The 18,603-nt window shown below is 29.8% G+C and carries 18 protein-coding genes and 1 riboswitch; all 18 genes read left to right on the top strand.

Annotated elements, in window-relative coordinates:
• Positions 1-71: 71 nt before the first annotated feature.
• The 18 genes from J1C67_RS02300 (at position 72) to J1C67_RS02215 (ending at position 18,584) form a co-directional block, all read left to right on the top strand.
• Positions 72-629 (top strand): GNAT family N-acetyltransferase, encoded by a 558-nt coding sequence (locus J1C67_RS02300; protein WP_167865646.1) that lies wholly within the window; start codon positions 72-74, stop codon positions 627-629.
• Between the two features lie 108 nt (positions 630-737).
• On the top strand, positions 738-1,814 hold the full coding sequence (locus J1C67_RS02295) for a BMP family lipoprotein (RefSeq protein ID WP_167865645.1): 1,077 nt from the start codon (positions 738-740) through the stop codon (positions 1,812-1,814).
• Between the two features lie 170 nt (positions 1,815-1,984).
• Complete coding sequence (locus tag J1C67_RS02290) at positions 1,985-3,523, top strand: ABC transporter ATP-binding protein (RefSeq protein ID WP_167865644.1); 1,539 nt, start codon at positions 1,985-1,987, stop codon at positions 3,521-3,523.
• A complete protein-coding gene (locus J1C67_RS02285) occupies positions 3,510-4,622 on the top strand; it encodes an ABC transporter permease (RefSeq protein WP_423738883.1) in 1,113 nt (370 codons plus the stop codon). The genes J1C67_RS02290 and J1C67_RS02285 overlap by 14 nt, the downstream gene beginning before the upstream one ends.
• Before the next feature lies 1 nt (position 4,623).
• On the top strand, positions 4,624-5,586 hold the full coding sequence (locus J1C67_RS02280; protein ID WP_167865642.1) for an ABC transporter permease: 963 nt from the start codon (positions 4,624-4,626) through the stop codon (positions 5,584-5,586).
• 536 nt (positions 5,587-6,122) lie between these two features.
• A complete protein-coding gene (locus tag J1C67_RS02275) occupies positions 6,123-7,556 on the top strand; it encodes a potassium/proton antiporter (protein ID WP_167865641.1) in 1,434 nt (477 codons plus the stop codon).
• Between the two features lie 14 nt (positions 7,557-7,570).
• Positions 7,571-8,665 (top strand): iron-containing alcohol dehydrogenase family protein, encoded by a 1,095-nt coding sequence (locus J1C67_RS02270; RefSeq protein ID WP_167865640.1) that lies wholly within the window; start codon positions 7,571-7,573, stop codon positions 8,663-8,665.
• Between the two features lie 110 nt (positions 8,666-8,775).
• Positions 8,776-8,950, top strand: a riboswitch (cobalamin riboswitch).
• A 168-nt stretch (positions 8,951-9,118) separates the two neighbouring features.
• Positions 9,119-9,940 carry a sirohydrochlorin cobaltochelatase gene (locus J1C67_RS02265; RefSeq protein WP_167865639.1) on the top strand — a complete coding sequence of 274 codons (822 nt, stop codon included), beginning with the start codon at positions 9,119-9,121 and terminating at the stop codon, positions 9,938-9,940.
• A gap of 135 nt (positions 9,941-10,075) precedes the next feature.
• Positions 10,076-11,395, top strand: a complete 1,320-nt coding sequence (locus tag J1C67_RS02260; RefSeq protein ID WP_167865638.1) for a cobyrinic acid a,c-diamide synthase CobB — start codon at positions 10,076-10,078, stop codon at positions 11,393-11,395.
• A 103-nt stretch (positions 11,396-11,498) separates the two neighbouring features.
• Positions 11,499-12,122, top strand: a complete 624-nt coding sequence (locus J1C67_RS02255; RefSeq protein WP_167865637.1) for a precorrin-8X methylmutase — start codon at positions 11,499-11,501, stop codon at positions 12,120-12,122.
• Positions 12,123-12,173: 51 nt separating this feature from the next.
• Positions 12,174-13,298, top strand: coding sequence for a cobalt-precorrin-5B (C(1))-methyltransferase CbiD (gene cbiD, locus J1C67_RS02250; RefSeq protein ID WP_167865823.1), 1,125 nt, complete (start codon positions 12,174-12,176; stop codon positions 13,296-13,298).
• A gap of 80 nt (positions 13,299-13,378) precedes the next feature.
• Entirely contained in the window at positions 13,379-13,984 is a 606-nt protein-coding gene (gene cbiE, locus J1C67_RS02245) for a precorrin-6y C5,15-methyltransferase (decarboxylating) subunit CbiE (RefSeq protein ID WP_089970998.1), read from the top strand.
• A 59-nt stretch (positions 13,985-14,043) separates the two neighbouring features.
• Positions 14,044-14,634, top strand: a complete 591-nt coding sequence (gene cbiT, locus J1C67_RS02240; protein WP_089971001.1) for a precorrin-6Y C5,15-methyltransferase (decarboxylating) subunit CbiT — start codon at positions 14,044-14,046, stop codon at positions 14,632-14,634.
• Positions 14,634-15,299, top strand: coding sequence for a cobalt-factor II C(20)-methyltransferase (locus J1C67_RS02235; protein ID WP_167865636.1), 666 nt, complete (start codon positions 14,634-14,636; stop codon positions 15,297-15,299). Before cbiT ends, J1C67_RS02235 begins: the two co-directional genes overlap by 1 nt.
• A gap of 8 nt (positions 15,300-15,307) precedes the next feature.
• Positions 15,308-16,060, top strand: coding sequence for a precorrin-4 C(11)-methyltransferase (gene cobM, locus J1C67_RS02230; protein WP_089971006.1), 753 nt, complete (start codon positions 15,308-15,310; stop codon positions 16,058-16,060).
• A 2-nt stretch (positions 16,061-16,062) separates the two neighbouring features.
• Positions 16,063-17,043: a cobalt-precorrin 5A hydrolase gene (gene cbiG, locus J1C67_RS02225; RefSeq protein ID WP_167865635.1), complete on the top strand. Its 981-nt coding sequence runs from the start codon at positions 16,063-16,065 to the stop codon at positions 17,041-17,043.
• A gap of 30 nt (positions 17,044-17,073) precedes the next feature.
• Positions 17,074-17,805 carry a precorrin-3B C(17)-methyltransferase gene (gene cobJ, locus J1C67_RS02220; protein WP_089971012.1) on the top strand — a complete coding sequence of 244 codons (732 nt, stop codon included), beginning with the start codon at positions 17,074-17,076 and terminating at the stop codon, positions 17,803-17,805.
• Entirely contained in the window at positions 17,805-18,584 is a 780-nt protein-coding gene (locus J1C67_RS02215; RefSeq protein WP_167865634.1) for a cobalt-precorrin-6A reductase, read from the top strand. The genes cobJ and J1C67_RS02215 overlap by 1 nt, the downstream gene beginning before the upstream one ends.
• Positions 18,585-18,603: the final 19 nt, after the last annotated feature.

Below are 18,603 nucleotides of genomic sequence, written 5' to 3'. Positions count from 1 at the left end.
ATAGTCTAGATTATTGGCGTGTTATTTTTTTCGAAAAGCATAATTATTTAAAGGATGGTAAGGAGAGAACTATGAATAAAATATTGAAACTAAAAAGAAAAGATGGGAAGATAATAAATGTACAATTAAAGAACTTAGATATAACATATATAGATAAAATAATGGAGATTCAAAATATTATTTTAGAAAACCTCAAGGATAAAAGGTTATATGCAGCTACAGATAAAGAAGAATTCATAGATTATATAAATATCTTTGGCAAGATAATAGGATATATTACAGAAGAAGATGAATTAATAGCTATGGGTGTATATGCAAAAAAAGGCTATGCTAAAGGAAATTACGGATATGATATAGAATTAGAAGGTGAAGAACTTTTAAAAGTAGGGCAAATAGAATCAACTGTAGTAAGAGAGGAATATAGAGGAAATAGACTTCAAAAGATAATTTGTGAGACACTAGAAGAAATAGCAAGAGAAGAAGGCGACTCCGTAATATGTGCTACAGCATCACCATATAATGAATTTAGTGTAAATACATTTAAAAAATTAGGATATGAAATAAAAAAAGATAAGATAAAATATGGTGGATTAAGAAGATATATATTGGTAAAAAAATTGGAAAATTAAATATTTTATAAAATTGTTGAAATTATAGAATTTATAATATATAATAAATTCATAAAGTCATTATAACGTTTACTTAAAAAGGTTTAAAAAATAATAGGGGGAATAAAAATGAGAAAAAAAACAATCGCATTAGTATTATCTGCACTTATGGTAACCGGATTAGTTGGTTGTGGTAGTGGGGAGAAAGCAGCAGCAGACTTAAAAGTAGGTATGGTTACTGATTCAGGAACTATTGATGATAAATCATTCAATGAAGGTACTTGGACAGGCGTGCAAAACGTAACAAAAGATTTAAAATTAAAGAATAAATATTTACAACCAGATGGTGAAACACATGCAGATTATATGGTTAAAATTAAAGATATGTATGATGCTGGTTTTAAATTAATAGTTACACCAGGATACAAATTTGAAACAGCTATTTTTGAATCACAAGGAAAATATAAAGATGCTAAATTTGTTTTATTAGATGGAGCACCAAAAGAAACTTTAGAATCACAACCTAGCGTTGGATCTAATTCAGTTGCAATATTCTTTGCAGAAGAACAATCAGGTTTCATAGCTGGAATTGCAACTGCAATTGAAATGAAAGAAGGAAAATTAGGATTTATCGGCGGTATGGAAATTCCACCAGTACAAAAGTTTAACTGGGGATTCCAACAAGGTGTTGCTTACGCTAATCAAAACTTAGGAACTAAAATGGAATTAACAAAAGAAAACATAGTATATCAAGGTACGTTTTCAGATGTACCAGCAGGACAACAACTTGCTGCAACTATGTATGACAGAGGCGTAAAAGCTATATTCTGTTCTGCAGGTGGAGTTGGAGTTGGAGCTATAAATGAAGCTAAATCAAGAGTTGCAAGTGGTAAAGTAGCTTGGGTTATCGGAGTTGACGTTGATCAATATACTCATGGTATATATGAAGGCGAAAAATCAGTTATATTAACTTCAGCAATGAAGAAAATAGACAAAGCAACTTATGATATGGTAGTAAAAGAAACTAAAGGTGAATTCCCAGGTGGAGAAACTGTAATATATGATATAAAGAATGATGGAGTTGGAATCCCAGAAAAGAATCCAAATCTTTCTGAAGCAACAACTACAAAAGTTAAAGAAGTAGTAGAAAAACTTAAGGCTGGAGAAATTAAAGTATCAAATGAAAAAGGTAACTTAGAAAGATAATTTAATATGATTTTTTCAAACAAGTAAATATTTAATAGATATTACAATAATAAGTGTACCATCTATTTAGGGAGGCTGTTGTAAAATACAGTTCTTCCGTATTTTTTTTTAAAGAGTAAGTTGGGAAATATAAGAAATTTCCCGTGAATATACATTAAGGAGGAGTTTAGATGGAATATGTAGTAGAAATGCTTAATATCCGTAAAGAATTTCCAGGGATAGTAGCAAATGATAATATTACACTTCAATTAAGAAAAGGCGAAATTCATGCATTACTTGGTGAAAACGGTGCAGGTAAGTCTACACTAATGGGAATTCTTTTTGGAATGTATAATCCAGAAGTTGGAATTATTAAAGTAAGAGGAAAAGAAGTTCAAATTAGTAATCCAAATGTTGCAAATGAGCTTGGAATAGGAATGGTTCATCAACATTTTAAATTAGTTAGTAATTTTACAGTAACTGAAAATATTATATTAGGTTTAGAACCTAAAAAGTGGCTTGGTCTTTGTGTTGATACGGAAAAGGCAGCTAAGAAAATAGGAGAATTATCTAAACGTTATGGATTAAATGTAGATCCGTATGCTAAAATAGAGGATATTTCTGTTGGTATGCAACAACGTGTAGAAATTCTTAAAATGCTATATAGAGATGCAGAAGTATTAATTTTTGATGAACCAACAGCAGTCTTAACACCTAATGAGATAAAAGAATTAATGAAAATAATGAAGGACCTTGTTAAAGAAGGTAAATCAATTATTATAATTACACATAAGCTAAAAGAAATAAAGGCTGTAGCAGATAGATGTACTGCAATCCGTAGAGGAAAGTATATTGGAACTGTTGATGTAGCAGAAACAAGTCAAGCTGAAATGGCTAAAATGATGGTTGGTAGAGATGTTTCATTTAAAGTTGATAAGAAAGATTGTACACCAGGAAATATTGTAATGGAAATTGAAAATCTTAATGTTATGAATAACAAAAAGGTTCTTGGAGTAAAAGATTTTTCACTAGAAATACGTGCAGGAGAAATCATGGGTATTGCTGGGGTTGAAGGAAATGGGCAAAGCGAATTAGTGGAATCGATTACAGGTATGAGGAAGATTGAATCTGGTAAAGTAAATTACGTCGGTGATGATATTACTAAGATATCTGTTCGTTCAAGAATAAATAAGGGAATTTCACATATTCCAGAAGATCGTCATAAGAGAGGTTTGGTTTTAGATTATACTATAGAAGAAAATATGGTTCTAGAAGTATATAATCATAAGCCATTTTCAAATAAAGGACTTTTAAATAAGAAGGCTATAAAAGAGCATTCAGATAAAATTATAGAAACATTTGATGTAAGATCAGGCGAAGGTGGAGCATCAATTGCAAGAACATTATCAGGGGGAAATCAACAAAAAGCAATTATAGGAAGAGAAGTTATTTTAAATCCAGAGTTATTAATTGCAGTTCAACCTACTAGAGGGTTAGATGTTGGTTCTATAGAATATATTCATAAAAGATTAATTGAACAAAGAGATAAGGGTAAAGCAGTTTTACTAGTATCACTAGAATTAGATGAAATATTAAATGTATCAGATAGAATAGCGGTAGTTAATAATGGAGAACTTATAGGTATTGTTAATGCAAAAGAAACAAATGAAAATGAAATAGGGCTAATGATGGCTGGCGTAAAGAAGGAGGAGAAAACTGATGAAAAATAATGGTTTAAAGTCCATTCTTGCAGTTTTATTAGGACTAGTATTTGGTGGATTGTTAATGTTAGGTATGGGTCAAAATCCTATTGAAGCATATAATTATTTAGTTCAAGGTGGAACACTTAATATAGAAAGAATAGGGAACACAATAGCTATGGCTACACCAATTATATTAACAGGATTATCTGTTGCCTTTGCTTTTAGAACAGGATTATTTAATATTGGGGCAGCAGGACAAATGTTATTTGGAGGATTAAGTGCAACAGCAGTAGGATTAAGTGTCGATCTGCCAAAACCACTACTTTTAATAACTATGATTTTAGTTGGTTTTTTAGGGGGAGCAATAGCAGCTGGGATCCCAGGAATATTAAAAGCTAAATTTAATGTTAATGAAGTTGTTTCTACAATAATGATGAATTGGATAGCATATTGGGTAGTTTATTATACTATACCAGCATACTTCAAGGGGACTTTTTTAGAAACAGAATCAAGACCACTGCCAGATGCAGCGTCACTTAGAACGCCTTGGCTTACAGACATGTTTAATGGGTCATTTATAAATTTAGGATTTATAGTGGCTATTATAGCAGTAGTAGTAGTTTTATTTATATTAGAAAAAACAGTGCTTGGATATGAATTAAAGGCAGTTGGATTCAATAGACATGCTGCTGAATATGCAGGTATGCCAGTAAAACGTAACATAGTAATTTCAATGATGATTTCAGGAGGACTTGCAGGGCTTGCTGGTGTTGTTCAATATGCAGGAAATGCAAATATACTGCAAATTGGTATTATGCCAACTCAAGGATTTGATGGTATTGCGGTTTCATTACTTGGAGCTAATGGACCAGTTGGAGTTTTCTTTGCAGCATTATTCTTTGGACTTTTATATGCTGGAAAGGGATTTATGAGTGCAATGACAAGTGTTCCGCCAGAAATAGCAGATACAATAATGGCTGTTATAATTTATTTTGCAGCTACAAGTGTAATTATGGATAAATTCATAAAAAAATATATTAATAATAAACCAAAGAAAAATGGTGGCTTAAATATTACAAAAAGAAAAAAAGATAAAATAGCTGCGGAAAGCAAGGGGGAGATTTAATATGTGGAATATAATACAACAAATATTTCCATATGCAGTAGGATATACAATTCCTTTACTAATAGTAGCACTAGGAGCACTTTATTGTGAAAGAAGTGGTATTGTAAATGTAGGACTTGAAGGACTAATGGTAGTTGGATCTTTTGCAGCAGCCTATACTATACTTAATCTGCAAGATAAATTACCAGCTTCAGAGTTTGGAAATTTGGCTATATGGCTTGGGTTATTAGCAGCTGTAATAGTTGGAATGTTATTCTCATTATTACATGCATTTGCAAGTATTAACTTAAATGCAAATCAAATTATAAGTGGTACAGCAATAAATATGATTGCTGGTGCATTTACTATATTCCTTGCAAGGAGTATTACAGGAAGTGGTAATATAAGAATAATGAGAGGTTTCGCTCAAAAGGATATTCCCGTGTTATCAGATATCCCTGTAATAGGAGATCTATTTTTCACAAAGACTTATTCAAGTACTTGGTTAGTACTTGGGATACTTTTAATAAGTATATTAATTCTTTATAAAACAAAATTTGGGTTAAGACTTAGAGCTTGCGGAGAAAATCCTCAAGCTGCGGATTCAGCAGGAATAAATGTTTATAGAATGAGATATGCTGGAGTTATGATTTCAGGAGCTCTTGCAGGGCTTGGAGGCGGAATAATTCTAGTTACTTATTCAGGAGAATTTAATGGGAGCGTTGCAGGTCTTGGATTCTTAGCTCTTGCGGCATTAATATTTGGACAATGGAAACCAGTAGGAATATTAGCAACAACATTCTTCTTTGGGTTTGCAACTACAATAGCAAATGTGTCACAAGTAATCCCATCACTTGGATCAATACCACCAGTGTTATTAAAAACATTCCCTTATGTGTTAACATTAATAGCATTGATAATATTCTCAAAATCATCTCAGGCACCGAAAGCTGCTGGAGAAGCATTTGATTCAGGAAAAAGATAATATTTATAATCTAGGAATATGAAAAAACTAGATTTGAATAGTGATTAATTATTTCGAAAAATATGAATTTAAAGAAGTTATATCTATATAGGTATAGCTTCTTTTTTATTTTATTGTAATAAATAATATGAAAAATGTTATAATGTAAGTAGGGATAGTATTAAAACGTGTCACAAGATAAGTTTATAGTTGTTATTAAAACAATATGGTGAAGCTGTGATAGTTAAAATGTTAGCAGAAAAGTTGCCTGAAATAGCTAAGAATATTTATCAAGAACGTAAAAGATGATTATTATATATAATGATGGAGAAGTTGATGATTCAAAGGTAATTAAGAATGTAACTAGTATAATTTTCTAGTTTGTAGAAGCAATAAATTCTTTAACAGGAATAAATTTTATAGCATTAGATACTTTAAAAACATTAGAAAATGTATAGTTTAGGATACAAAAACATAATACTAATACTATCAGTAATAGTATTCAGGTGATATAAGCCATTTTACAAAAGAAAAAATAAATTTTAGAGGTGATTAAATTGATAGAAATAATGATTATTTGTGCATTGATATTGTTGATATGTATAACTTCTACAAAATTACTATATAAGTTTGGAGTTCCAATATTATTAATATTTATTGTATTAGGAATGTTATTTGGTTCAGATGGAATTGTTGGAATATATTTTAACAATTATGAACTAACAAAAGATATATGTTCATTTGCATTAGTATTTATAATGTTTTTTGGCGGGTTTAGTACAAACTGGAAAATGGCTAAACCAGTTGCACTACAATCTGTAATGATGTCTACAGTAGGTGTTATTATTACAGCGACACTTACAGGACTTTTTTGTTTTTTTGTTTTTAAAACAACTTTATTAGAAGGTTTACTTATAGGGTCTATAGTTGCTTCCACAGATGCAGCAGCTGTATTCGCAATTTTAAGATCACAAAAGCTTAATTTAAAAGGATCACTAGCTTCAATATTAGAAATTGAGAGTGGAAGTAATGATCCAATTGCGTATATGCTTACAGTTATTATATTACAATTAATAGTTGGTGGTGGTGCTGGTTTAATATTACCACTTCTTATAAGCCAAATTTCAATTGGAATAATAACAGGAGTGTTGTTAGGTAAGTTAACTACTTATTTATTGAGACGTGTGAATTTTGAAATAGAAGGGTTCTATATAATTTTTGTTGCAGCAATAGCAGTACTTTCTTATGCAGTAAGTGAGTATTTTGGAGGTAATGGGTATTTAAGTGTGTACTTAGCTGGGATTATAATTGGAAACTGTAAAATTCCACATAAGAAGAGTTTAATACATTTCTTTGATGGTATATCATGGATTATGCAAATAACATTATTTTTCATGTTAGGATTATTAGCATTTCCATCACAAATACCTAGTGTTGCATTTAAAGGAATATCAATATCATTATTTATGATCATAATTGCAAGACCAGCTGCAACCTTTAGTATCCTTAGCTTTTTTAAAGTACCAGTTAAGGAAAAATTATTTATATCATGGGTTGGACTTAGAGGCGCGGCTTCCATAGTTTTTGCAATTTATGCAGTTACAGATGGAGCACCAATAGATAATGATATATTTCATATAATATTTTTTATAGCATTATTTTCTGTTGCAGTACAAGGAACATTATTACCAAAGGTTGCGCAGAAGCTAGATCTTGTTGATAATGATTCACCAGTTCTAAAAACATTTAATGACTATGAAGGCGAGGAAGCAAATAGACTTATGGAAGTTATTATTAATGAGAAAAGTGAATGGGCAAATAAAACTATTATGGATGCAGACATACCAGAAGAGATATTAGTTGTTATGATAAAGCGTAATAGTGATGTTGTAATACCAAAAGGGTGTACAAAAATAATGGCGGGAGATATTTTAGTTTTAACAGCGCATAATTTTGATGAAATAAATAATATTCTCAATGATAAAAAATAGGGAGAGAAATTAAAATGAATTTTAAGTATTTTATGCCAACAAGAATTTTAGTAGGTAAGAATATAATTGTTAATAATTATAAGGAGTTTAAAAGCTTTGGGAAAAAGGCTTATATAATAACGGGGAGAAACTCCTCTAAAATAAATGGATCTTTAGATGATGTAGTTAAGGCTTTAGAGTTTGCAAATATTGAATATGTTATATTTAGTGAAGTAGAAGAGAATCCATCTTTAGAAACTATTGAAAAAGCAGCTGAAATTGGGAAAAGAGAAAAAGTTGATTTTATTATAGGGATTGGTGGAGGCTCACCAATAGATGCATCTAAGGTAATTGCTATTATGATAAAAAATAAAGAGTTAACTAAGGATACTATTTTACAATCTGGAAAACTATGTGCTTTAGATGTTATAGCAGTTCCAACAACTTCAGGTACAGGAACTGAAACAACTCAATATGCAATAGTTACAGATAATAAGAATAAGACAAAGGTTAATTTTGGACAAGAGGTATTCCCTAAAATAGCATTCTTAGATGAAACTTATACTCAACATATGAATCTAAAAACAACACTAAATACAGCTATAGATTCACTATCACATATAGTAGAAGGTTATTTAAATGTAAATGCTAATATTATTACAGATGCTTTAGCAGAAAAATCAATTAAGCTATGGAGTGAATGTATAGAAGAATTAATATCAGGAGAAATAAGTTGTGAAATTAGGCAAAAATTAATGATAGCATCAACAATGGCAGGAATAATAATTGCTCAAACAGGAACATCACTTCCTCATGGAATGGGTTATCCATTAACATATTTTAAAAATATACCACATGGTTTAGCTAATGGATGTCTTTATATTGAATACTTAAAAGTGTTTAAAAATAGAGAAAGAGTAGAAAATATATATAAGCTATTAGGTTTAAAGTCACATAGTGAATTAGAAAACTTATTATCTAAATTTACAAAAGTAGATATAGAAATAAGTGAGGAGGAAATAAAAACATACACAGATGCTATGTGGGAAAACAAAGCTAAATTAAAAAATCATCCAGAAAATATATCTTATGAAGAATTATATAATATATATTATAGAAGTCTAAAATAGAGATAGATAAAGCTATAAGATGATTATGAAGATATTTAAAATTGTATTTGAAATAAAAATATAATAATACCTTGAATAATATAGAGTATTAATATATTATTATTATAACAACAGAATATTTAATTTTAGGTTTTTTAATTAAAAGGGAAAATGGTTAAAATCCATTACAGCCCCCGCTACTGTAAAGGGAGACGAATCTCTAAGATATCCACTGGCCAAAAGGTTAGGAAGGAAGAGAGGAGGATGAACCCAAGTCAGGAGACCTGCCTAATAATTATATGCTATCCTTCGGTGGGAAGGACAATAGCAAGAGAATATTGTTGAATTTTTTTGAACATATTTCTTGTTTTTTGTCGTGTAAATTTGCAGCACCCCTACCAAGGTTATGGTAGGGGTGTTTTTTGATTGTTATTTATTTTACTATGACTTAAGTAAAAAATTAGGAGTGATACTATGGATAAAGCTATATTAGTAGTAAGTTTTGGTACAAGTTATTTAGATGCATTAACGAATTCTATTGAAAGAATAGAAAATAAAATACAAGAAGAGTTTGGTGAATATAAAATTAGCCGTGCTTTTACATCACATAAAATAATTAAAAAATTAAAGGAAAAGCATAATATAGAGGTTGATACGCCAAGTGAATCTTTAGATAAGCTATTAGCGCTTGGTATAGAAGAGGTTATAGTACAACCACTTCATATGATAGCAGGAGAAGAATTTACATATATAAAGAATGTAGTAAATAAATATAGTGATAAATTTAAAAGTATAAATTTAGGTAGACCAATATTTTATTATCAAGGTATTGAAGAACTTCCACAGGATTATAGTTTATTTATTGAAAGTGTTAAAGAAATACTAGATAAGAAGGAAAATTTGATTTTGTTTGGACATGGAACTGCAAATCCATCTAATTCAGCATATGGCTGTTTGCAAACGGTATTACAAGATGAAGGTTACGATAATGTATTTGTTGGAACTGTTGAAGGATATCCAAGTTTTGATAGTGTACTTAAGAGAGTTAAGAAAAGAAATATAAAGGAAGTTACATTAATACCACTTATGGTTGTTGCAGGTGATCATGTTAAAAATGATATGGCTTCAGAAGAGGATGATTCATGGAATTCAATGTTTAAAGCAGCAGGAATAGATGTGAAATTACATCTTAAAGGCTTAGGTGAAATAGATAGCTTTAACGAATTATATATACAACGTATTAAAGATGTTATAGCTGGAAAGATGAAAGGTATAGGAGAAACCAAGAAAGCTTAGGAGTTAAAAGAAGATAGCTCAGAATCTGAGTAATTATTTTTAAAAAGACTTTGGGAAATTAGAAATATGAAAATAAATAGACTAGCATACTTGACTTGCTATTTATTTTACAATGCCTAAAGAGAGGTGAATTATATGAAAAGTTTAATAATATCATCAAATCGTAGTGGCGGTGGTAAAACTACTTTTACATTGGGATTAATGAAAGCTTTAAAAAATAGAGGATATGATATACAAGGATATAAAGTAGGCCCAGATTATATAGATACAGGATTTCATAGTGAAGTAATAGGAAAATCATCAAGAAATTTAGATTTACACCTTATGGGTGAAGATGGAGTAAAAGCAAGTTTTTCAAGAGGAACTGGGGAACTTGGAATTATAGAAGGTGTAATGGGTTTATATGATGGCATAGGAATTACAGAAGAGGGATCAACATATGAAGTTGCAAAGGTTTTAGATAATTCACCAATTATATTAGTAGTTACACCAAAAGGGCAAAGTGTTACATTATGCGCAGAAATTAATGGGTTAAAAGATTTTAGAAATGCAAATGTAGTTGGAGTGGTAATAAACTCAGTTTCAGAAAAATACTATAGTCTTTTAAAATCAGCTATAGAATTAAACTGTAATGTTAAAGTTTTTGGGTATGTACCAAAAGAAGAAAAAATAAGACTAGAAAGTAGACATCTAGGATTAGTTCAAAGTGTTGAAATAGATAATCTTTTAGAAAAAATAGAAATATGTGCAAATCTAATAGAAGAACATATAGATTTAGATTCTTTAATAGATAGTTTTAAGGACATGCCAAAATACGAAGATAAGTTCCATTTAAAAAATCAAGGATTAAAAATAGCAGTAGCTTATGATGAAGCTTTTAGATTTTATTATAAAGAGAATTTAGAATTATTAGAAGAAATAGGAGAAGTTATATATTTTAGTCCAATGCATGATAAGAAGCTTCCAGAAAATATAGATTTTTTATATTTAGGAGGGGGATATCCAGAGGTATTTAAAGAAAAGTTAGAAGCAAATATATCTATGAGAGAAAGCATAAAATTAGCTTTAGATAACAATCTTAAATGTTATGCAGAATGTGGTGGATTAATGTATCTTACTGAAAAAATAAGTGGAAATGAAATGGTGGGTTTCTTTACTGGATATAGTGAAATGACAAAGGGACTAAAGCGGTTTGGATATGCCACTGTATTAATGGAAAATGAAGAAACTAAGGAACAAATTAAAGTGAATTGTCATGAATTTCATAAGTCTGATGTTAAATTACTTGAAAGTACAAGTTATATTGTGGAAAAAAAGGCTTGGACTGGGGAAAACTTAACGTGGACCTGTGGATATAAAAAGAAAAATACTTTAGCAGGATATCCACATATACATTTTATAGGTAATTTAGAGTTTTTAAAAGTTCTAGTTGGCTATGATAGTTCTAAAAAATAAAGAATATTTGTTTTATAGAATCATGTTAAATATAAGGCATCATAAAAAATGCTAGTATCTAGAGTTAGATTGAGAATTTAAAATAGAAAGGAGTTTGAGTTTAATGAAATATATTAAACAACCTATGGATATTGAAAAAAGAAGTTTTGAAATAATTGGAGAAGAATTAGGAGAACATTCATTTACAGATGAAGAATTATTAGTTGTTAAAAGAGTTATACATACAACTGCTGATTTTGAATATAAAAATTTAATTGAAATAAGCCCAGATGCGATAAAGACAGCAAAAGAAGTTTTGAAAAATGGGGCAATGATTTATACAGATACAAATATGGCACTTTCAGGAGTTAATAAAAGAGGCTTAAATCAAGTTAATGGCAAAATAATTTGTTATGTTAATTTAGAAGAGGTTCACATAGAAGCTAAGGAAAGAGAAATAACAAGATCGATGGCAGCAGTAGAAAAGGCTTGTAATGATAATGTTGATATATTTGTTTTTGGAAATGCACCAACAGCTTTATTTAGATTAAAAGAATTAATAAAAGAAGGCAAAGCAAATCCTAAATTAATAATAGCAGTACCAGTAGGATTTGTAGGAGCAAGTGAAAGTAAAGAAAATATGAGTGAATTAAACATACCATATATAACAGTCAATGGACGAAAAGGTGGAAGTGGAGTAGCAGCAGCTATTGTAAATGCTCTTGTCTATATGGTTACAGAGAGATAAATTGGAGAATGGAACAAATTACACCTAGAGAGGTGAAGAGTTTTGGATAAAATGAAAAAAATTACAGCTAGTGGAAGCAATAGCAATTTAGATTTATATGTAGAAACTGGTGGTAAAAGATTAAGATGTGGATACACTACTGGCTCATCGGCAACAGCAGCAGCCAAAGCTGCTACATCAATGTTATTTAATAATGTTGAAATAAGAGAAGTTACTATAAATACACCTAAAGGAATAGATATTTCACTTAATATAACTTCAATAGTAAAAAAAGAAGGGTATGTTGAGTGTTGTGTTATTAAAGATGGTGGAGACGATATAGATGCAACTACAGGAATTGAGATATGGTCTAGGGCAGAAAAAATTAAGAACGGATTTATCCTTGAAGGTGGAGAAGGCGTTGGAAAGGTTACTTGTGATGGGCTATTCGTTAATAAAGGTGAAGCTGCGATAAACCCAGTTCCAAGACAAATGATAGAAAGAGAAGTTACATCAGTGCTCCAAAATGATGAGGGTGTTAAAATAACTATTTTTGTTCCAGAGGGAAAGGAAGTAGCTAAAAAAACATTTAATCCAAGACTTGGAATAATTGATGGGATTTCAATACTTGGGACTACAGGAATTGTATATCCAATGTCAGAAGATGCGCTTAAAGCATCTATTAAATTAGAAATTAATCAAAGAGCTCTAAATAGTAAGCACTTAGTATTAACTTTTGGAAATATGGGAGAAAGATATTCAAAAGAGTTAGGACTTAATAAAGGTGATGAAAATAATATAGTTATTATTTCAAATTATGTAGGATTTGCCTTAGAGTGCTGTGTAATATCAAAGGTTGAATCTATTACTTTAGTAGGACATATAGGTAAAATGAGCAAAATTGCATATGGATGTTTTAATACACATAGTAGAGTATCAGATATAAGATTGGAAGTTATAGCATTAGAGCTAGCGTTACTTGGGCATCCAATAGAACTAGTTAATAAAGTTTTAAAAGAAAAGACTAGTGAAGGGGCGGTTAAGCTTTTAGGCGAAGGCTATGAACAATTATATAAAAATATAGGTAAAAAAATTAAAGACAGATTAGAGTTATATACCTATGGTGAAATTAAATCTAATGTTGTAATGTATTATGGTTCTTCCAACGGAACTACTTTATGGAACTCATATAAGTAGTAAGAAAGTGAGTAGGGAATGATAAGCTATGAACGCTGTAAGTAACAATAGATATAAAAGCTAAGGAGGTGAGTGAAAAAATGTTATATATAGTAGGAATAGGACCGGGGAATAAAGAGTATATATTGCCAAAAGCAGTAAGTGTATTAAATAAATGCAATATTATTTTAGGATTTTCTAGAGCTATTGAATCAATAGATTATATAGAAAGCGAAAAAATAATAATAAATTCATTAGAAAAGATACTTAATGCTTCAAATGAATATAAACAAGAGGATGTTGCAATCGTTGCCTCAGGAGATCCTACTTTTTATGGAATAACTAACTACTTTAAAAAAAATTATATAGGTGATATAAAAGTAATACCAGGAATAAGTTCATTTCAATATTTAACATGTAAACTTAATATGGCTTGGAACAATGCTTTCTTAGGAAGTCTTCATGGTAGGGAAGAAGATTTTATAGAAAATGTGAGAAGGTATAAAATATCAATTTGGTTAACTGATAAAAAAAATAACCCAGCAAAATTAAGTGGTATTCTTATAAAAGAATCAATAGATTGTAATGTTATTGTTGGGGAAAACTTGTCTTATGAAAATGAGGTTATAACACAAGGATCACCAAAGGATTATATAGGTAATGAATATAGTGATTTAAGTATTTTAATAGTAGAAAATTTAAATTAAAGCATTGATGAGTATTGATAGTTATTTATTTAGAGATGCCTAAAAGGGAAGGGGAAGAAATGGTTTTTATAAATGATGAAGAGTTCATAAGAGGAACGTGTCCTATGACAAAAAAGGATATTAGAATTCTTACTATTTCAAAGTTGAATTTAGAGGAAACATCTAATGTTTTAGATATTGGCAGTGGAACTGGAAGTGTTACTGTTCAATGTGCAAAAATAGCAAATAAGGGTATGGTATATGCAGTTGAAAAAGATGATGAAGCTTTTAACGTAACAAATAGTAATGTAGAAAAATTTGAATGTAATAACGTAAAAGTCTCAAAATGTGAAGCAAAAAAATATTTAGAAAATTTATTACAAGAAAGTGAAAATAAAGCAACATTTGATTCAATATTCATTGGAGGAAGTGGTGGAAACTTAGAAGAGTTGATTTTTTTAAGTGATAAATTATTAAAGACTAAAGGTACACTTGTAATGAATTTTATAACTTTAGATAATGCATATAAGGGAATAGAATTTATTAAGACTCTTAATTACAGTGTGGATATATCTTTAGTAAACATTAGCAATAATAGAGGCGAAACTTATATGATGATAGCAAAAAATCCGATCTTTATAATCGAATGTAGAAGGAAAGAGGTAAAATAATGGCAATTTTATATGGTATAGGCGTAGGGCCTGGAGATCCAGAACTTTTAACAATAAAGGCAGTAAGAACAATAGAAAAATGTGATGTAATTGTAGCACCAGCTGCAGCAGATGGAGGAATCAGCATAGCCCTTGAAACAGCAAAAGAATATATAAAAGAAGGAACTGAAGTAATTACTAAACATTTCCCAATGGGTGGAAGTGAAAGAATGCAAAAGGTAGGAGAAATATATACATTAATAGAATCAAAATTAAAAGAAGGTAAAAATGTAGTGTTTCTAACAATAGGAGATCCATACGTGTATAGTACATATATTCATTTATTAACATACATAGAGGATCATGGATTTAATGTGCAAACAGTTCCAGGAATAACATCATTTTGTGCTGCAGCTAGTATTGTAAATAGGACATTAGTTGTAGGAGATGAGCCTTTATTAATTATTCCAGGATCAAGAGTGGAATATATAAAAGATGAGAAGTATGTAGTAATAATGAAAATGTATAAGCATGAAGAGAATATTATAAGAGTTTTAGAAGAAAAAGGTTTTGATTATGTTTATGTAAGTAGAGCTGGAAGAGAAGGCCAAAATATATTAAAAGATAAAGAAAAAATATTGCAAGAAAGAGACTATATGTCCCTAATACTTGCGAGTAAGGAATAGGTGAAGAGATGGTTTATTTTGTAGGAGCAGGCCCAGGTAGTGCAGATTTAATAACAATAAGAGGTAGAGATGTAATTACTAAAGCAGATGTAGTTATATATGCAGGTTCTTTAGTTTCAAAAGAGCATTTAACTTTTTGCAAAGAAGGTGCAGAAATTCATAATTCAGCTAGCATGACATTAGAAAATGTAATTGAAGTAATGAAAAAAGCTAGTGATGAAAATAAGATTATAGTGAGATTACATACAGGAGATCCATCAATATATGGAGCAATAAAAGAACAAATGGATGAACTTGATAAATTTAATATTAATTATGAAGTTGTTCCAGGTGTAAGTTCATTTACAGCAGCTGCCGCTGCAATAAAAAAAGAATTTACCCTTCCATCAGTAACACAAACGGTAATACTTACAAGAGTTGAAGGTAGAACTCCAGTACCAGAAGGTGAAAATTTAGAAAAGCTAGCTTCAATAGGTGCATCAATGGCAATATTTTTATCTATATCAATGATGGAAAAAGTTGTTGCAAATCTTAGAAATGGATATAAAAGAAATGTACCTATAGCAGTTGTAGAAAGAGCAACCTGGGAAGATGAAAGAGTTATTTTTGGAACTTTAGATGATATAACTGAAAAAGTTAAAATTGCAGGAATTAAAAAATGTGCTCAAATATTAGTAGGAGATTTTATAGATTGTGAATATGAAAAAAGCCTTTTATATGATAAGAGCTTTACGCATATGTACAGAAATGCTGAGGATTAATTATGATAGGAATAATTAGCGTAACAGAAAAAGGTGATGTCTTAGCAAGAAAATTAGCAAAATCATTAAATGGAACACTATATTTAAAAACAGAAATAGAAGATTTCAAATTATCCAAATTAACTGAAGAGGCTATGCAAATACATAAAGGTGTTATCTTTATAAGTTCTACAGGAATAGCAGTTAGAGCTATTGCTCCTTATTTAAAAGGTAAGGATAAAGACCCTGGTGTAGTAGTTGTTGATGTTTCAAATAATTATACAATAAGTTTAATATCAGGGCATATAGGTGGGGCTAATGATTTAGCAATAAATGTTTCAGAAATATTAAATAATACACCAATAATAACTACTGCTACTGATAATTTAGGTGTTGTGGCTCCAGATGTTATAGCAGTAAAAAATTCCTTGGTTATAGAAGATTTAAAAAAAGCAAAAACAATAGCGAGCTTGTTAGTTAAAGGAGAAATTATAGGGTTTAAGGATGATAAAAACTTGATAAATACTCCAAGTGGATATAATGAAATAAAAAACTTAGAAGAAAACTCAGTATGGGTTACTAATAAAATATCAGCAAATAATAATTTAGATGATAAAAAAATATTAAGGTTAATAAGAAAAGACATAGTTTTAGGTATAGGATGTAGACGCGGAATTGAAAGCGAAAGATTAGAGGATTTTGTTATAAAAACTTTATATGATAATAATATTGATCCTAAAGCTGTACTTAAAATAGGGTCAATAGAAATAAAAAAAGATGAAAAAGCAATTAATGATTTGAAAAACAAATTAGAATGTCCATTTGAAACATTTACTAAAAATGAGATATTAAAAATTCATAACAAATTCGAAGGCAGTGATTTTGTTGAAAAAACTTTAGGGGTAAGAGCAATATGCGAACCTTCAGTGGAACTTATGGGTGGAAATATAATAATATCTAAAATAAAATTCAATGGAATGACTTTATCAATAGGTCAAGTTTAAGTAATATTTAAAAAAACAGGAGGGATTTACATGGGAAAATTATATGTAATAGGAATTGGCCCAGGAGGGCTTGATCATATAACATTAAAAGCAGCAAAAGCTATAGAAGAAAGTGATATTGTAGTTGGGTACACAAAGTATTTAGAAATGATAAAACCATTAATAGAAAATAAAGAGGTATATTCAACAGGAATGAGAGGCGAAGAAAAAAGATGTGAAGAGGCGCTAAGGCTGTCAGTAGATAAAACAGTAGCTTTAGTAAGCACTGGTGATTCTGGAATATACGGTATGGCTGGGCTAATTTTAGAAATGAAAAAAGATGAAAATGTTGAAATTATTCCAGGTATAACAGCTTCAAGTGCAGCAGGCGCAGTAGTAGGGGCTCCACTTATGCACGATAACTGTAATATAAGCTTAAGTGACTTAATGACACCATATGAAGAAATAAAAAAAAGAGTATCATTAGCTGCAGAAGGGGATTTTGTAATATCTTTATATAATCCTAAAAGCAAAGGAAGACCTGGTTATTTAAGAGAATGTATAAATCTTATAAAAGAGCATAGAGGGAATAATACGCCAATAGCAGTAGTTAGAAATGCTCTAAGAGATGATCAGAGCTATGCACTATGTACTTTAGAAAATTTTAATGATGAAATAGTAGATATGTTCTCAATTGTTATAATTGGTAACTCTAAGAGCTATATAAAAAATGGGGTATTTATAACACCTAGAGGATATAAGTTAAATAGGGAAGAAGCTTAATGATAGGATTTATACTTGGAACATCTGAGGGGAAAAAGTTTTTATCATTAATAAATGAATATACTGAAGATATTATAGTGTCTACAGCTACTGAATATGGTGGGGAACTTTTAAGTGATTATAAAGTAAAGCATATAAATACTAAACCTTTAGATAAAGATGGATTAAATAAATTAATTAAAGATTTTAATATAAAGGTTTTAGTAGATGCATCTCATCCTTATGCAGAAATTGTAAGCAAAAATGCTATGGAAAGTTGCAAGGAATCTAATATAGAGTATATAAGATATGAACGGTTAGGTGTTCTTAGTAAAGAAAATAGCAAAAATATTATAAGGGTGAAAAGTTACGAAGAACTAGAAACTGTTATTAATAATATCCCGGGAAATATATTGAATACTACAGGTAGCAAAAATATAGGGAAAATATTAAGACTTAATATAGAAAATAGGGTTATTCATAGAATTCTACCATCTTGGCAAATTCTCAAAGAAGTATTAGAACTTGGAGTTGAAGTTTCAGATGTTGTAGCAATTAAAGGACCAATAGGGTATGAGTTAAATAAAGGATTTATATATCAAGATAATATTAAAGCAATTATAACTAAAGATAGTGGTGTTCAAGGTGGAGTTTTAGAAAAACTTAAAGCTACAACTGATACTAATATCAAATTAATAGTTATAGAGAAAACTAAAATAGAATATGGGCAAGTATTTAACAAAGAGGAAGAGATAGTTAATTATTTAAAAATAAAGTATAAGGCACTTTTAAAAAAATAATAGACTAATTTATGAGTCT

It is taken from the genome of Clostridium gasigenes, assembly GCF_017348895.1.
Taxonomy (GTDB): domain Bacteria; phylum Bacillota; class Clostridia; order Clostridiales; family Clostridiaceae; genus Clostridium; species Clostridium gasigenes.
The sequence above is the reverse complement of the archived record's forward strand: the minus strand, read 5'-3'. Positions and strand labels throughout refer to the sequence as shown.

Excerpts from the sequence above, each read along its gene's own strand:
- J1C67_RS02300 (WP_167865646.1), top strand. The coding sequence starts at position 72 with ATGAATAAAATATTGAAACTAAAAAGAAAAGATGGGAAGATAATAAAT.
- J1C67_RS02295 (WP_167865645.1), top strand. The coding sequence starts at position 738 with ATGAGAAAAAAAACAATCGCATTAGTATTATCTGCACTTATGGTAACC.
- J1C67_RS02290 (WP_167865644.1), top strand. The coding sequence starts at position 1,985 with ATGGAATATGTAGTAGAAATGCTTAATATCCGTAAAGAATTTCCAGGG.
- J1C67_RS02280 (WP_167865642.1), top strand. The coding sequence starts at position 4,624 with ATGTGGAATATAATACAACAAATATTTCCATATGCAGTAGGATATACA.
- J1C67_RS02270 (WP_167865640.1), top strand. The coding sequence starts at position 7,571 with ATGAATTTTAAGTATTTTATGCCAACAAGAATTTTAGTAGGTAAGAAT.
- J1C67_RS02265 (WP_167865639.1), top strand. The coding sequence starts at position 9,119 with ATGGATAAAGCTATATTAGTAGTAAGTTTTGGTACAAGTTATTTAGAT.
- J1C67_RS02260 (WP_167865638.1), top strand. The coding sequence starts at position 10,076 with ATGAAAAGTTTAATAATATCATCAAATCGTAGTGGCGGTGGTAAAACT.
- J1C67_RS02255 (WP_167865637.1), top strand. The coding sequence starts at position 11,499 with ATGAAATATATTAAACAACCTATGGATATTGAAAAAAGAAGTTTTGAA.
- cbiD (WP_167865823.1), top strand. The coding sequence starts at position 12,174 with ATGAAAAAAATTACAGCTAGTGGAAGCAATAGCAATTTAGATTTATAT.
- cbiE (WP_089970998.1), top strand. The coding sequence starts at position 13,379 with ATGTTATATATAGTAGGAATAGGACCGGGGAATAAAGAGTATATATTG.
- cbiT (WP_089971001.1), top strand. The coding sequence starts at position 14,044 with ATGGTTTTTATAAATGATGAAGAGTTCATAAGAGGAACGTGTCCTATG.
- J1C67_RS02235 (WP_167865636.1), top strand. The coding sequence starts at position 14,634 with ATGGCAATTTTATATGGTATAGGCGTAGGGCCTGGAGATCCAGAACTT.
- cobM (WP_089971006.1), top strand. The coding sequence starts at position 15,308 with ATGGTTTATTTTGTAGGAGCAGGCCCAGGTAGTGCAGATTTAATAACA.
- cbiG (WP_167865635.1), top strand. The coding sequence starts at position 16,063 with ATGATAGGAATAATTAGCGTAACAGAAAAAGGTGATGTCTTAGCAAGA.
- cobJ (WP_089971012.1), top strand. The coding sequence starts at position 17,074 with ATGGGAAAATTATATGTAATAGGAATTGGCCCAGGAGGGCTTGATCAT.
- J1C67_RS02215 (WP_167865634.1), top strand. The coding sequence starts at position 17,805 with ATGATAGGATTTATACTTGGAACATCTGAGGGGAAAAAGTTTTTATCA.